The organism is Pseudomonas sp. LBUM1656 (genome assembly GCF_059716065.1).
Genome location: NZ_CP166800.1, coordinates 764,914 through 780,384, shown reverse-complemented (window position 1 = coordinate 780,384; position 15,471 = coordinate 764,914). Strand labels below are relative to the sequence as shown.

Below are 15,471 nucleotides of genomic sequence, written 5' to 3'. Positions count from 1 at the left end.
AACTTTCCTGCGGACAAAACAAAACCCCAACTGCTTTCGCAATTGGGGTTTCGGAATTTAATCTTGACGATGACCTACTCTCACATGGGGAAACCCCACACTACCATCGGCGATGCATCGTTTCACTGCTGAGTTCGGGATGGGATCAGGTGGTTCCAATGCTCTATGGTCGTCAAGAAATTCGGTAGCCAGGTCGTGTTCTCTTGCGAGATCACGCTCCAGCGAATGGGTATGTGATAGTCAGGTGTTTTGTGAGTGTCTCGAACTTTCGGTTCGTTTCGTCTTCACACACCGCAATCTGGCCTCTTTCGAGTCACAAATTGCTTGGGTGTTATATGGTCAAGCCTCACGGGCAATTAGTATTGGTTAGCTCAACGCCTCACAGCGCTTACACACCCAACCTATCAACGTCGTAGTCTTCGACGGCCCTTCAGGGGACTCAAGGTCCCAGTGAGATCTCATCTTGAGGCTAGTTTCCCGCTTAGATGCTTTCAGCGGTTATCTATTCCGAACATAGCTACCCGGCAATGCCACTGGCGTGACAACCGGAACACCAGAGGTTCGTCCACTCCGGTCCTCTCGTACTAGGAGCAGCCCCTCTCAAATCTCAAACGTCCACGGCAGATAGGGACCGAACTGTCTCACGACGTTCTAAACCCAGCTCGCGTACCACTTTAAATGGCGAACAGCCATACCCTTGGGACCGGCTTCAGCCCCAGGATGTGATGAGCCGACATCGAGGTGCCAAACACCGCCGTCGATATGAACTCTTGGGCGGTATCAGCCTGTTATCCCCGGAGTACCTTTTATCCGTTGAGCGATGGCCCTTCCATACAGAACCACCGGATCACTAAGACCTACTTTCGTACCTGCTCGACGTGTCTGTCTCGCAGTCAAGCGCGCTTTTGCCTTTATACTCTACGACCGATTTCCGACCGGTCTGAGCGCACCTTCGTACTCCTCCGTTACTCTTTAGGAGGAGACCGCCCCAGTCAAACTACCCACCATACACTGTCCTCGATCCGGATAACGGACCTGAGTTAGAACCTCAAAGTTGCCAGGGTGGTATTTCAAGGTTGGCTCCACGCGAACTGGCGTCCACGCTTCAAAGCCTCCCACCTATCCTACACAAGCAAATTCAAAGTCCAGTGCAAAGCTATAGTAAAGGTTCACGGGGTCTTTCCGTCTAGCCGCGGATACACTGCATCTTCACAGCGATTTCAATTTCACTGAGTCTCGGGTGGAGACAGCGCCGCCATCGTTACGCCATTCGTGCAGGTCGGAACTTACCCGACAAGGAATTTCGCTACCTTAGGACCGTTATAGTTACGGCCGCCGTTTACCGGGGCTTCGATCAAGAGCTTCGCGTTAGCTAACCCCATCAATTAACCTTCCGGCACCGGGCAGGCGTCACACCCTATACGTCCACTTTCGTGTTTGCAGAGTGCTGTGTTTTTAATAAACAGTCGCAGCGGCCTGGTATCTTCGACCGGCATGGGCTTACGCAGTAAATGCTTCACCCTCACCGGCGCACCTTCTCCCGAAGTTACGGTGCCATTTTGCCTAGTTCCTTCACCCGAGTTCTCTCAAGCGCCTTGGTATTCTCTACCCAACCACCTGTGTCGGTTTGGGGTACGGTTCCTGGTTACCTGAAGCTTAGAAGCTTTTCTTGGAAGCATGGCATCAACCACTTCGTGTTCTAAAAGAACACTCGTCATCAGCTCTCGGCCTTAGAATCCCGGATTTACCTAAGATTCCAGCCTACCACCTTAAACTTGGACAACCAACGCCAAGCTGGCCTAGCCTTCTCCGTCCCTCCATCGCAATAACCAGAAGTACAGGAATATTAACCTGTTTTCCATCGACTACGCTTTTCAGCCTCGCCTTAGGGACCGACTAACCCTGCGTCGATTAACGTTGCGCAGGAAACCTTGGTCTTTCGGCGTGGGTGTTTTTCACACCCATTGTCGTTACTCATGTCAGCATTCGCACTTCTGATACCTCCAGCAAGCTTCTCAACTCACCTTCACAGGCTTACAGAACGCTCCTCTACCGCATCACCTAAGTGATACCCGTAGCTTCGGTGTATGGTTTGAGCCCCGTTACATCTTCCGCGCAGGCCGACTCGACTAGTGAGCTATTACGCTTTCTTTAAAGGGTGGCTGCTTCTAAGCCAACCTCCTAGCTGTCTAAGCCTTCCCACATCGTTTCCCACTTAACCATAACTTTGGGACCTTAGCTGACGGTCTGGGTTGTTTCCCTTTTCACGACGGACGTTAGCACCCGCCGTGTGTCTCCCATGCTCGGCACTTGTAGGTATTCGGAGTTTGCATCGGTTTGGTAAGTCGGGATGACCCCCTAGCCGAAACAGTGCTCTACCCCCTACAGTGATACATGAGGCGCTACCTAAATAGCTTTCGAGGAGAACCAGCTATCTCCGAGCTTGATTAGCCTTTCACTCCGATCCACAGGTCATCCGCTAACTTTTCAACGGTAGTCGGTTCGGTCCTCCAGTTAGTGTTACCCAACCTTCAACCTGCCCATGGATAGATCGCCCGGTTTCGGGTCTATTCCCAGCGACTAGACGCCCTATTAAGACTCGCTTTCGCTACGCCTCCCCTATTCGGTTAAGCTCGCCACTGAAAATAAGTCGCTGACCCATTATACAAAAGGTACGCAGTCACCCAACAAAGTGGGCTCCCACTGCTTGTACGCATACGGTTTCAGGATCTATTTCACTCCCCTCTCCGGGGTTCTTTTCGCCTTTCCCTCACGGTACTAGTTCACTATCGGTCAGTCAGTAGTATTTAGCCTTGGAGGATGGTCCCCCCATATTCAGACAAAGTTTCTCGTGCTCCGTCCTACTCGATTTCATGACTAAGAGATTTTCGCGTACAGGGCTATCACCCACTATGGCCGCACTTTCCAGAGCGTTCCGCTAATCTCAAAGCCACTTAAGGGCTAGTCCCCGTTCGCTCGCCACTACTAAGGGAATCTCGGTTGATTTCTTTTCCTCAGGGTACTTAGATGTTTCAGTTCCCCTGGTTCGCCTCTTAAGCCTATGTATTCAGCTTAAGATAACCATCTTATGATGGCTGGGTTCCCCCATTCAGACATCTCCGGATCAAAGTCTGTTTGCCGACTCCCCGAAGCTTTTCGCAGGCTACCACGTCTTTCATCGCCTCTGACTGCCAAGGCATCCACCGTATGCGCTTCTTCACTTGACCATATAACCCCAAGCAATCTGGTTATACTGTGAAGACGACATTCGCCGAAAATTCGATGCTGCTCAATTAAGAGCAACTCACAAATTTTACCTTAGCCTGATCCGTTACCAGTGAAAGTAACGTTCAGTCTATCTTTCTATCACATACCCAAATTTTTAAAGAACGATCTAATCCAAAGACTAGAAATCAACATTCACCATCATCACAATGGAATGCTCATTTCTAAGCTTTCAACAAACAGAAGCAGTAGTGGTGGAGCCAAACGGGATCGAACCGTTGACCTCCTGCGTGCAAGGCAGGCGCTCTCCCAGCTGAGCTATGGCCCCGTATTTCTACAGGTTCCCACACAAAATTGGTGGGTCTGGGCAGATTCGAACTGCCGACCTCACCCTTATCAGGGGTGCGCTCTAACCAACTGAGCTACAGACCCAATTTCGGGCTGCTTCTTATCGTCTTCTTCAATGAATCAAGCAATTCGTGTGGGAACTTATGGAGCAGCTGATGTCGTCGATTAAGGAGGTGATCCAGCCGCAGGTTCCCCTACGGCTACCTTGTTACGACTTCACCCCAGTCATGAATCACACCGTGGTAACCGTCCTCCCGAAGGTTAGACTAGCTACTTCTGGTGCAACCCACTCCCATGGTGTGACGGGCGGTGTGTACAAGGCCCGGGAACGTATTCACCGCGACATTCTGATTCGCGATTACTAGCGATTCCGACTTCACGCAGTCGAGTTGCAGACTGCGATCCGGACTACGATCGGTTTTCTGGGATTAGCTCCACCTCGCGGCTTGGCAACCCTCTGTACCGACCATTGTAGCACGTGTGTAGCCCAGGCCGTAAGGGCCATGATGACTTGACGTCATCCCCACCTTCCTCCGGTTTGTCACCGGCAGTCTCCTTAGAGTGCCCACCATTACGTGCTGGTAACTAAGGACAAGGGTTGCGCTCGTTACGGGACTTAACCCAACATCTCACGACACGAGCTGACGACAGCCATGCAGCACCTGTCTCAATGTTCCCGAAGGCACCAATCCATCTCTGGAAAGTTCATTGGATGTCAAGGCCTGGTAAGGTTCTTCGCGTTGCTTCGAATTAAACCACATGCTCCACCGCTTGTGCGGGCCCCCGTCAATTCATTTGAGTTTTAACCTTGCGGCCGTACTCCCCAGGCGGTCAACTTAATGCGTTAGCTGCGCCACTAAGAGCTCAAGGCTCCCAACGGCTAGTTGACATCGTTTACGGCGTGGACTACCAGGGTATCTAATCCTGTTTGCTCCCCACGCTTTCGCACCTCAGTGTCAGTATCAGTCCAGGTGGTCGCCTTCGCCACTGGTGTTCCTTCCTATATCTACGCATTTCACCGCTACACAGGAAATTCCACCACCCTCTACCATACTCTAGCTTGTCAGTTTTGAATGCAGTTCCCAGGTTGAGCCCGGGGATTTCACATCCAACTTAACAAACCACCTACGCGCGCTTTACGCCCAGTAATTCCGATTAACGCTTGCACCCTCTGTATTACCGCGGCTGCTGGCACAGAGTTAGCCGGTGCTTATTCTGTCGGTAACGTCAAAACACTTACGTATTAGGTAAATGCCCTTCCTCCCAACTTAAAGTGCTTTACAATCCGAAGACCTTCTTCACACACGCGGCATGGCTGGATCAGGCTTTCGCCCATTGTCCAATATTCCCCACTGCTGCCTCCCGTAGGAGTCTGGACCGTGTCTCAGTTCCAGTGTGACTGATCATCCTCTCAGACCAGTTACGGATCGTCGCCTTGGTGAGCCATTACCTCACCAACTAGCTAATCCGACCTAGGCTCATCTGATAGCGCAAGGCCCGAAGGTCCCCTGCTTTCTCCCGTAGGACGTATGCGGTATTAGCGTCCGTTTCCGAGCGTTATCCCCCACTACCAGGCAGATTCCTAGGCATTACTCACCCGTCCGCCGCTCGCCACCAGGTACAAGTACCCGTGCTGCCGCTCGACTTGCATGTGTTAGGCCTGCCGCCAGCGTTCAATCTGAGCCATGATCAAACTCTTCAGTTCAAACATCTTTGGGTTTTTAAGAAACCCTAAACTTGGCTCAGCAATCGTTGGTTACATCTTTGATTTCTCGCGGAGTAACTTGTGATGCTGATAATCTTGTTGACTATCAGTCTGACTCCACAAGCACCCACACGAATTGCTTGATTCAGTTGTTAAAGAGCGGTTGGTTAAGATCTTTCGTCTCAACCGAGGCGCGCATTCTACAGCAGCCTCTGTTGCTGTCAAGCGGTTATTTTCAGAAGTTTTCAAAGTTTCCTTTGCAACTTCAACCACTTGCGCTTTCGATCTCTCGTTAGCGGGAGGCGAATTCTACAGCGTTACTCGCTGCTGTCAACACCTCTTTTTCTCCGCTTTCGACCGAGAAGATCGAACCGTCAATCAAGCCAAACAACCTCGCTTGATCAACTCCTTCTGGGCTTCGATGACCTGAAGCAACTCGCTGTCGAAAACTGCGTAACTCTTTGTTTACCAAGGAGTTTTCCGTTTCGACTGCGCCGGAAGTGGGGCGAATTATAGACTTCCAGAATCTGCCGTCAACCCCTATTTTCACATTTCTGTCATATAGGTCAGTAAAGCCCGGAAACAAGAAGGCCGAGCCCCTTGGGGCTCGGCCTTCTGCCCTTCTACTTACAAGCTAGGGAATGCGAATTGCGACGCTTCATGGCTCGCACGCTGAGGCCAGCGCTGGGTAATGGCCTTGCGGCGGGTGTAGAAACGCACGCCATCCGGACCATACGCATGCAGATCGCCAAACAGCGAACGCTTCCAGCCACCGAAGCTGTGATAAGCCACCGGCACCGGCAGCGGCACGTTGACGCCGACCATGCCGACTTCAATCTCGTCACAGAACAACCGGGCCGCTTCCCCGTCACGGGTGAAGATGCAGGTGCCGTTGCCATATTCGTGATCGTTGATCAGCTGCATCGCCTCTTCCAGGCTGTTGACCCGGACCACACACAACACCGGCCCGAAGATCTCTTCTTTATAGATGCGCATCTCTGGCGTGACGTTATCGAACAGGCAGCCGCCCAGGAAGAAGCCTTCCTCATGACCGGCCACGCTCAGACCACGACCATCGACCACCAGGGACGCACCCGAAGTAACGCCGTCTTCTATATAGCCACTGACTTTGTCGCGAGCCTGACCGGAAACCAGTGGCCCCATGTCCAGGCCACAGGTCGTCCCGGCACCGATTTTCAGCGCCTTGATTTGCGGTACCAACTTGGCCACCAATGCATCCGCCACCTGGTCGCCTACACACACGGCCACCGAGATCGCCATGCAACGCTCACCGCAAGAACCGTACGCCGCGCCCATCAGTGCGCTGACAGCATTATCCAGATCCGCATCCGGCATCAGCACCGCATGGTTCTTCGCGCCGCCCAGTGCCTGGACGCGTTTGCCGCGCTTGGTGCCTTCGGCATAAATGTATTCGGCAATCGGCGTCGAGCCAACGAAGCTCAACGCTTTGACTTCCGGCGCTTCGATCAACGCGTCCACCGCCGCCTTGTCGCCATGAACGACACTCAGCACACCTTTCGGCAGGCCAGCTTCCAGCAACAGTTGAGCAATCAACAACGTCGAACTTGGATCACGCTCGGACGGCTTGAGGATGAAGCAGTTGCCGCAGACGATCGCCAGTGGATACATCCACAGCGGCACCATGGCCGGGAAGTTGAACGGAGTGATACCGGCCACCACGCCCAGCGGCTGGAAGTCCGACCAGGCATCAATGTTCGGGCCGACGTTACGGCTGTACTCGCCCTTGAGGATTTCCGGTGCGGCGCATGCGAACTCGACGTTCTCGATACCGCGCTTCAGTTCCCCGGCAGCATCTTCCAGGGTCTTGCCATGTTCTTCACTGATCAACTGAGCGATGCGCGCTTCGTTCTGCTCAAGCAGTTGCTTGAAGCGGAACATCACTTGCGCACGTTTGGCCGGCGGCGTGTTACGCCAGGCCGGGAACGCAGCCTTGGCCGAGTCGATGGCTTTCTGAATGGTTTCGCGGCTGGCCAACGGCAGCTTGTGGATGGCCTGGCCGGTGGACGGGTTGAACACGTCGGCCGTGCGACCGTCTTCGGTCACCAGTTCGCCATTGATCAAATGTGGGATAAGGCTCATGCGGGGCTCCTGAAAAGTTGTCCACGGGCGCCCTTCAAAGGGCGCCTCTATATAGAAGGGAAAAATCAGTCGATTTTGTTCAGCACTTCGCCGACCGCGTCGAACAGACGATCAAGGTCTTGCGGCTTGCTGTTGAAGGTTGGGCCGAACTGCAGGGTGTCGCCGCCGAAGCGCACGTAGAACCCGGCTTTCCACAGCGCCATGCCCGCTTCGAACGGACGCACGATGGCGTCGCCGTCACGTGGTGCGATCTGGATCGCGCCGGCCAGACCGTAGTTACGAATATCGATAATGTTTTTCGAGCCCTTCAGTCCGTGCAGCGCATTTTCGAAATGCGGCGCGACTTCGGCCACGCTCTGCACCAGGTTTTCCTTTTGCAGCAGATCGAGTGCCGCAAGGCCAGCGGCGCAAGCAACAGGGTGCGCGGAGTAGGTGTAGCCGTGCGGGAATTCCACCGCATATTCCGGCGTCGCCTGGTTCATGAAGGTCTGGTAGATCTCGGAACTGGCAATCACCGCGCCCATCGGAATCGCACCGTTGGTGACTTGCTTGGCGATGCACATCAGGTCCGGGGTTACGCCGAAGCTGTCGGCACCGAACATCGAGCCGGTACGGCCGAAACCGGTGATCACTTCGTCGAACACCAGCAGGATGTTGTGCTGATCGCAGATCTCGCGCAGACGCTTCAGGTAACCCTGCGGCGGAACGAGCACGCCAGCGGAACCGGCCATTGGCTCGACGAATACAGCGGCGATGTTTGAAGCGTCATGCAGCTCGATCAGCTTCAACAATTCATCCGCCAGCGCGATACCGCCCTCTGTCGGCATGCCACGAGAGTAGGCATTGCTCGCCAGCAAGGTGTGCGGCAGGTGATCGACGTCCATCATCGCCTGACCGAACATTTTCCGGTTGCCGTTCACACCGCCGAGGCTGGTGCCGGCGATGTTCACACCGTGGTAGCCACGGGCGCGGCCGATCATTTTGGTCTTGGTCGCCTGGCCTTTCAGGCGCCAGTAGGCACGCACCATCTTCACTGCCGTGTCGGCGCACTCGGAACCCGAGTCGGTGAAAAACACGTGGTTCAGATTGCCCGGGGTCAGGTCAGTGATTTTTTCAGCCAGTTGAAACGACAACGGATGGCCGTACTGGAAACCTGGCGAGTAATCGAGCGTACCAAGTTGCTTGGCGACGGCTTCCTGGATTTCCTTGCGAGTGTGCCCGGCGCCACAGGTCCACAGACCCGACAGCGAATCGTAGACCTTGCGCCCCTTGTCGTCCGTCAGCCAGCTGCCTTCCGCCGCCACAATCAGTCGAGGATCGCGCTGGAAATTGCGGTTCGCGGTGTAGGGCATCCAGTGGGCATCGAGCTTGAGCTGGCTGGCCAGGGAAGTCGGGGCGTTTTCGGGCAAGTTCATGGGCAAAACCTCGCAGGGCAATAAGCGGCATAGAGATCAAAAGCGTTCTTGCAGCTAAATTGCCACGAGGATAAAGTCGGTGAAATCCAACTCTTCTAACGTTCAGTCAGGCCACCACTAAACTATGAGTAGCCGTCGCCCCGATCCACTCGCGCAAGTCAGCGACTTTGATATCCGCCTGCTGCGGATTTTCCGCAGCGTGGTGGAATGCGGCGGCTTCTCCGCGGCGGAGTCGGTTCTGGGGATCGGCCGCTCAGCCATCAGCCAGCAGATGAGCGATCTGGAACAGCGCCTCGGCCTGCGTTTATGCCAACGCGGTCGCGCCGGGTTTTCCCTGACCGAAGAAGGCCGTGAGGTTTACCAATCGGCGTTGCAGCTATTAAGTGCGCTGGAAAGTTTCCGCACCGAGGTCAACGGTCTGCACCAGCATCTTCGCGGCGAATTGACCATCGGCCTGACCGACAACCTCGTCACCCTGCCCCACATGCGCATCACCCATGCCCTCGCGCAGTTGAAGGAGCGCGGGCCGGACGTGCAGATTCAGATCCGCATGATCGCCCCCAATGAAGTCGAACAAGGTGTGCTCGACGGTCGCTTGCACGTCGGCGTGGTGCCGCAGGCCAGCGCACTGTCAGGGCTGGAATATCAGCCGCTCTACAGCGAACGTTCGCTGCTGTATTGCGCGGTCGGCCATCCGTTGTTTTATGTCGATGACAGGCAACTGGACGACGAGCGACTCAACAGCCAGGACGCCATCGCGCCGACCTTCCGTTTGCCGGCGGAAATCCAGGCCCATTACCAGGCGCTCAATTGCACCGCCAGTGCCTCAGACCGCGAAGGCATGGCGTTCCTGATCCTCACCGGGCGCTACATCGGCTACCTGCCGGACCACTACGCCAGCCTTTGGGTGCAGCAAGGCCGGTTGCGGGCGCTTAAACCCAAGACGCGGTTCTATGACCTGAGCCTCGCATCGGTCACGCGCAAGGGTCGTCGTCCGCATCTGGTGCTAGAAAGTTTTCTAGAGAGTCTGGCCGCGACGCGCTAGAAACCTGTGGGAGCGGGCTTGCTCGCGAATGCGGTGTGTCAGTGCATTAATGTCGACTGACACTCCCTCTTCGCGAGCAAGCCCGCTCCCACAGGGGATTGGGGGTGTTCAGGTTTTATCGCGTCAGGACTTGTCTGAAGGCTGTGGGTGCGCTATCAACGCATTTGGTTGCACCCACCCATCCTGTTCGGAAGTGCCTATGACCTTTGAAGTCCCCGCTCACGGCGGCAAACCTGCCAGCCGCATTCGTCAGAAGAACGAAGAGACCATCATCAAAGCCGCCGAAGACGAGTTCGCCCGTCACGGATTCAAAGGCACCAGCATGAACACCATCGCCCTGAATGCGGGGTTGCCCAAGGCGAACCTGCATTACTACTTCACCAACAAACTCGGTTTGTACGTGGCGGTGTTGAGCAACATCCTCCAGTTGTGGGACAGCACCTTCAACACCTTGACTGCCGAGGATGATCCGGCCGAAGCACTGACGCGGTACATCCGCGCCAAAATGGAATTCTCCCGACGCCAGCCACAAGCCTCGCGAATCTTCGCCATGGAAGTGATCAGTGGCGGCGAGTGCCTGACCGAGTATTTTAATCAGGACTATCGCGCCTGGTTCCAGGGTCGGGCGGCGGTGTTCCAGGCATGGATCGACGCGGGCAAGATGGACCCGGTCGACCCGGTGAACCTGATCTTCCTGCTGTGGGGCAGCACCCAGCATTACGCCGACTTCGCCACACAAATCTGCCGTGTCAGCGGCCGCACCAAGCTGACCAAGCAAGACATGGAAGACGCCGGCAACAACTTGATCCGCATCATTCTCAAGGGCTGCGGCCTCACGCCAGCTATCTAAGACACTTATGCCTTTTACCCTCAGCGGTTTTTGCGAATACCGCGAAGAGATTCGCAAAAGCCGTTTCATCACCTTCGCCGGGCCGATCTCCAGCCCTGCCGAAGCCCAGGCGTTCATTGATCAGCACAGCGACTTAAACGCCTCGCACAACTGCTGGGCGTGGAAGCTCGGCGATCAATACCGCAGCAACGACGATGGTGAACCGGGCGGCACCGCAGGGCGACCGATTCTGGCGGCCATCGAAGCGCAGGATTGCGATCAAGTCGCGGTACTGGTGATTCGTTGGTACGGCGGCATCCAACTGGGCACCGGCGGCCTCGCCCGAGCCTACGGCGGCGGCGCGAACAAATGCCTGCAAGGCGCCGCGAAAGTCGAGCTGATCAGCCGGGTGCCGGTGAGTTGTGCCTGTGCATTTGGTGAGTTGGCGCTGGTGAAACTGCGCGTCGCGGAATCGGGTGGCTTGGTGGTGGAAGAAACCTTCACCGCCAATGGCGTGGAATTGCAATTGGCGATCGGCAAAGAGCAGATCACTACCTTGCAAACGCAGCTGGCCGACCTGAGTCGCGGGCGCATTGTGTTGCAGCACTGATCGCACCAACAACGTTCACTTTCCTTTTGTCGAGCCTGTTCACTTGCCCACATCTACTGTGCACCCGGCTGTGGATAACCTGCGCATATCCTGCTGTAACCCTTCTGTCATGCGGCTTTGCGGGCTTTGCTCATTTTTCGTCCAATTTTCCGCACCAACGACTAATTCCACGAAAAAACAAACAGTTAGGTTCGGTTATCACCTTTAGAAGATAGCCGCACAGTGCTTATGCCCGTGCTTTCGGCTTGCGCACAAATACTGTGGAACAACCTGTGGATAACCCGTTCATGGCTGGCGCAGCCCTATATCCGGCATAGGCTGCCGCGTGTTGCTCGTTTTTTGACCAATAACCGGCGAGCAAAATCAGAGCCTGATCAAGGACTTTGCCCCCAAGTAGTGCCTGATCAGGAATCGAAAGATGGCGAGGTACCGACCTCGATGCCTTTGCCTACAGGGATTTGTGGTTTTCCTGACTCAATGGCCAGGAAATTGCTTTATCCACAGGCATACCTTCTGTCGACCCGAGCCAGTCATGCCCAACCCCGTGCCGATCCCCGATCAAACGCCCCGCCTGCAATTGCGCAGAATCAGCAAACGTTACCCCGGTTGCCTGGCCAACGACGCCATCGACCTGAACATTGCTCCCGGCGAAATCCACGCCCTGCTCGGCGAAAACGGCGCGGGCAAAAGCACGTTGATGAAAATCATCTACGGCGTTACCCACGCCGATTCCGGGGAAATGATCTGGCAAGGCCAGCGCGTGAGCATGCGCAATCCGGCGCAGGCTCGCACATTGGGGATAGGCATGGTGTTCCAGCATTTCTCGCTGTTCGAAACCCTCAGCGTGGCGCAGAACATTGCCCTGGCGATGGGGGCGGCGGCCGGCACGCCGAAACAGCTTGAGCCAAAAATTCGTGAAGTCTCCCGGCGCTATGGCATGGCGCTGGAACCGGAGCGACTTGTCCACAGCCTGTCGATCGGGGAGCGGCAACGGGTGGAAATCATTCGCTGCCTGATGCAGGACATTCGCCTGCTGATTCTCGATGAGCCGACGTCGGTGCTGACTCCGCAGGAGGCCGACGACCTCTTCATCACCCTGCGCCGACTCGCGGCCGAGGGCTGCAGCATTCTGTTTATCAGCCACAAACTCGGTGAGGTGCGCGCGTTGTGCCACAGCGCCACGGTGCTGCGCGGCGGTCGAGTGGCCGGGCATTGCGTGCCGGCCGAGTGTTCGGATCAGCAACTGGCAACGCTGATGGTGGGTGAGGCGGCTGAACTGATTACTGATTATCCGAAGGTGATTGGCGGCGATGCATGTTTGAACGTGAACGGCTTGTCGTGGCACAACCCCGACCCGTTCGGCTGCTCCCTGACGGACATTGACCTAGAAGTGCGCAGCGGCGAAATCGTCGGTATCGCCGGCGTTGCAGGCAACGGTCAGGATGAGTTGCTGGCCCTGCTAAGCGGCGAAGAACGGCTGAGCCGAAACGATAACGCGACGATCCGTTTCGGCGGGCAGCCGGTCGCCGATTTGCGGCCCGATGCACGACGCAAACTCGGCCTCGCGTTCGTTCCTGCCGAGCGTCTTGGCCACGGTGCGGTGCCCGAATTGAGCCTTGCCGACAACGCCCTGCTCACTGCATTTCAACAAGGGCTGGTCAGCAACGGGCTGATCCAGCGGGCCAAGGTCGAAGCGTTGGCGCAAGAAATCATCCGCCGCTTTGGCGTGAAGACACCCGATACCCAAGCGCCGGCCCGCAGCCTTTCAGGCGGTAACTTGCAGAAATTCATCCTCGGCCGCGAGATCCTCCAACAACCAAAATTACTGGTGGCCGCGCACCCGACCTGGGGCGTGGACGTCGGCGCCGCCGCCACCATTCACCGTGCATTGATTGCCTTGCGCGATGCCGGCGCGGCGATCCTGGTGATCAGCGAGGACCTCGACGAATTGTTCCAGATCAGCGACCGCCTCGGCGCCTTGTGCAGCGGACGTCTGTCGCCGCTCAGGGCCACGGTCGATACGCGCCTGATCGATGTCGGCGGCTGGATGGCCGGCCAGTTCGACGCCCCTCAACCACTCGCATCCGCAACGGTTTAACGGAGTTTCACATGCTGCTTTCTCTCGAACCCCGTGGCCAGCAATCGCGCCTGATGCTGTGGTGCTCGCCGTTGCTGGCGGCTGCCCTGACATTGGGCTGTGGCTCGTTGCTGTTTATCGCGCTGGGTCATGACCCATTGCTGACCTTGCACACCTTGCTCATCGCACCGATCAGCGACCTATATGGCGTCTCGGAACTGTTGGTCAAAGCCTTGCCGATTCTGCTTTGCGCGCTGGGTCTGGCGGTGGCGTATCAGGCGCGGATATGGAACATCGGCGCCGAAGGCCAATTGCTGCTCGGCGCCCTGGCCGGCAGCGCATTGGCGGTGAACATCATCGACATGCAAAGTCGCTGGGCGCTGGTGCTGATCCTGCTCGTCGGCACCCTGGCCGGTGCCGCGTGGGCCGGGCTGACGGCATGGTTACGCACACGTTTCAACGCCAACGAAATCCTCACCAGCATCATGCTCAATTACATCGCGCTGAACCTGCTGCTGTTCTGCGTGCATGGGCCGCTGAAGGACCCGGCCGGGTTCAACTTTCCGGAGTCGGCGATGTTCGGCGATGCCAGCCGCTTGCCGCTGTTGATGGAGGACGGCCGGGCTCACGCCGGGGCGTATTTCGCCCTGCTCGCGTTGGTGGCGGTCTGGGTCCTGATGCAGAAAAGCTTTGTCGGTTTCCAGATCAAAGTGCTCGGGCTGGACAAGCGTGCGGCGGGTTTCGTCGGGTTTCGCGAGAAGCGGCTGATCTGGCTGGCGCTGCTGATCAGCGGCGCATTGGCAGGGCTGGCCGGGGTGTGTGAAGTCACCGGACCGATTGGCCAACTGGTGCCGCAAGTCTCGCCCGGTTACGGCTATGCGGCGATCACCGTGGCATTTCTCGGGAGGTTGAATCCCATCGGCATTCTGTTTTCCAGCCTGCTGATGGCGTTGCTGTACATCGGCGGCGAGAGCGCGCAGATGAGCATGAATCTGCCGCAAGCGATCACCCAACTGTTCCAGGGAATGATGCTGTTTTTCCTGTTGGCCAGTGACGTGCTGATTCTCTACCGGCCGCGTTTGAACCTGCGCTGGACTCGCCGCGCGCAAGTCACCGCCTTACACGCAGGAGCGCAGTGATGGATATCGATCTGTTGAGCAATATTTTCTACGCCATGGTCCGTTGCGGCACGCCGCTGCTGTTGGTGGCGTTGGGGGAATTGATCTGCGAGAAAAGCGGCGTCCTGAATCTGGGTCAGGAAGGCATGATGCTGTTTGGCGCGGTGATCGGTTTTATCGTCGCGCTGAACAGCGGGAACCTGTGGCTCGGCGTGTTGCTGGCGATGCTCGCCGGGATGCTGTTGTCGTCTCTGTTTGCGCTGGTGGCGCTGGTATTCAACGCCAATCAGGTGGCCACCGGGTTGGCGCTGACGATTTTCGGTGTGGGCCTGTCGACGTTTGTCGGCGCGGCGTGGGTCGGTAAACCGCTGGCGGGTTTTGAACCGTTGGCGATTCCGTATCTGAGTGAGATTCCGCTGATCGGGCGGATGCTGTTTGCGCAGGATCTGCTGGTGTATCTGTCGTTCGCACTGTTTGCGCTGGTGGCGTGGGTGATTCTGAAAAGTCGCGTCGGGCTGATCATTCAGGCCGTCGGGGAAAGCCCGGATGCGGCCAGCGCCATGGGCTTGCCAGTGTTGGGCATACGCACGTTGGCAGTGCTGTTTGGTGGGGCGATGGCGGGATTGGCCGGGGCCTATTTGTCCCTGGCCTACACGCCGATGTGGGCGGAAAACATGAGCGCCGGCCGGGGCTGGATTGCCTTGGCACTGGTGGTGTTTGCCAGTTGGCGGGTGTGGCGATTGTTGCTCGGGGCGTACCTCTTCGGGCTCGCCAGCATCCTGCACCTGGTGGCGCAGGGGTTGGGGCTGGCGATACCGTCGAGTCTGCTGGCAATGCTGCCGTATGTCGCGACGATTGTGGTGTTGGTGCTGCTGTCGCGAGATGCGGTGCGCACGCGGTTGTATGCGCCGGTGTCGTTGGGGCAGCCGTGGCGGGCTGGGCATTAGCGGACTGTTCGGACGCTTTCGCGAGCAAGCC

8 protein-coding genes, 2 tRNA genes and 3 rRNA genes are annotated in these 15,471 nt (G+C 56.8%); 6 read left to right on the top strand and 7 right to left on the bottom strand.

The features are described from left to right. Positions 1–61 precede the first annotated feature (61 nt). The 7 genes from rrf to aptA all read right to left on the bottom strand — a co-directional run bounded on the left by rrf (position 62) and on the right by aptA (position 8,814). Positions 62–177: ribosomal RNA gene (gene rrf / locus ACA072_RS03395) — 5S ribosomal RNA — on the bottom strand. Between the two features lie 158 nt (positions 178–335). Continuing rightward, positions 336–3,227: ribosomal RNA gene (locus ACA072_RS03390) — 23S ribosomal RNA — on the bottom strand. 250 nt (positions 3,228–3,477) lie between these two features. Then, positions 3,478–3,553, bottom strand: a tRNA-Ala gene (locus ACA072_RS03385). A gap of 27 nt (positions 3,554–3,580) precedes the next feature. Continuing rightward, a tRNA-Ile gene (locus tag ACA072_RS03380) sits at positions 3,581–3,657 on the bottom strand. 82 nt (positions 3,658–3,739) lie between these two features. Next, a 16S ribosomal RNA gene (locus ACA072_RS03375) occupies positions 3,740–5,278 on the bottom strand. The 16S, 23S and 5S rRNA genes sit together here with 2 tRNA genes alongside, the layout of an rRNA operon. Positions 5,279–5,905: 627 nt before the next feature. Then, on the bottom strand, positions 5,906–7,399 hold the full coding sequence (locus tag ACA072_RS03370; protein WP_497623135.1) for a CoA-acylating methylmalonate-semialdehyde dehydrogenase: 1,494 nt from the start codon (positions 7,397–7,399) through the stop codon (positions 5,906–5,908). Between the two features lie 65 nt (positions 7,400–7,464). Beyond that, positions 7,465–8,814, bottom strand: a complete 1,350-nt coding sequence (gene aptA / locus ACA072_RS03365) for an omega-aminotransferase AptA (RefSeq protein WP_208670133.1) — start codon at positions 8,812–8,814, stop codon at positions 7,465–7,467. A 124-nt stretch (positions 8,815–8,938) separates the two neighbouring features. Between aptA and ACA072_RS03360 the strand changes: the two genes are divergently transcribed. The 6 genes from ACA072_RS03360 (at position 8,939) to ACA072_RS03335 (ending at position 15,440) form a co-directional block, all read left to right on the top strand. Next, positions 8,939–9,859: a LysR family transcriptional regulator gene (locus ACA072_RS03360; RefSeq protein ID WP_497623132.1), complete on the top strand. Its 921-nt coding sequence runs from the start codon at positions 8,939–8,941 to the stop codon at positions 9,857–9,859. Between the two features lie 199 nt (positions 9,860–10,058). Continuing rightward, the gene (locus tag ACA072_RS03355; RefSeq protein WP_109627829.1) at positions 10,059–10,709 is read left to right on the top strand and encodes a TetR/AcrR family transcriptional regulator; all 651 of its coding nucleotides are present in this window, start codon (positions 10,059–10,061) and stop codon (positions 10,707–10,709) included. 7 nt (positions 10,710–10,716) lie between these two features. Continuing rightward, positions 10,717–11,298 carry an IMPACT family protein gene (locus ACA072_RS03350; RefSeq protein WP_497623130.1) on the top strand — a complete coding sequence of 194 codons (582 nt, stop codon included), beginning with the start codon at positions 10,717–10,719 and terminating at the stop codon, positions 11,296–11,298. Between the two features lie 532 nt (positions 11,299–11,830). Beyond that, on the top strand, positions 11,831–13,396 hold the full coding sequence (locus ACA072_RS03345; RefSeq protein WP_497623128.1) for an ABC transporter ATP-binding protein: 1,566 nt from the start codon (positions 11,831–11,833) through the stop codon (positions 13,394–13,396). Positions 13,397–13,407: 11 nt separating this feature from the next. Next, the gene (locus tag ACA072_RS03340) at positions 13,408–14,514 is read left to right on the top strand and encodes an ABC transporter permease (protein WP_497623126.1); all 1,107 of its coding nucleotides are present in this window, start codon (positions 13,408–13,410) and stop codon (positions 14,512–14,514) included. Further along, on the top strand, positions 14,514–15,440 hold the full coding sequence (locus ACA072_RS03335; RefSeq protein WP_497623124.1) for an ABC transporter permease: 927 nt from the start codon (positions 14,514–14,516) through the stop codon (positions 15,438–15,440). Before ACA072_RS03340 ends, ACA072_RS03335 begins: the two co-directional genes overlap by 1 nt. Positions 15,441–15,471 lie beyond the last annotated feature (31 nt).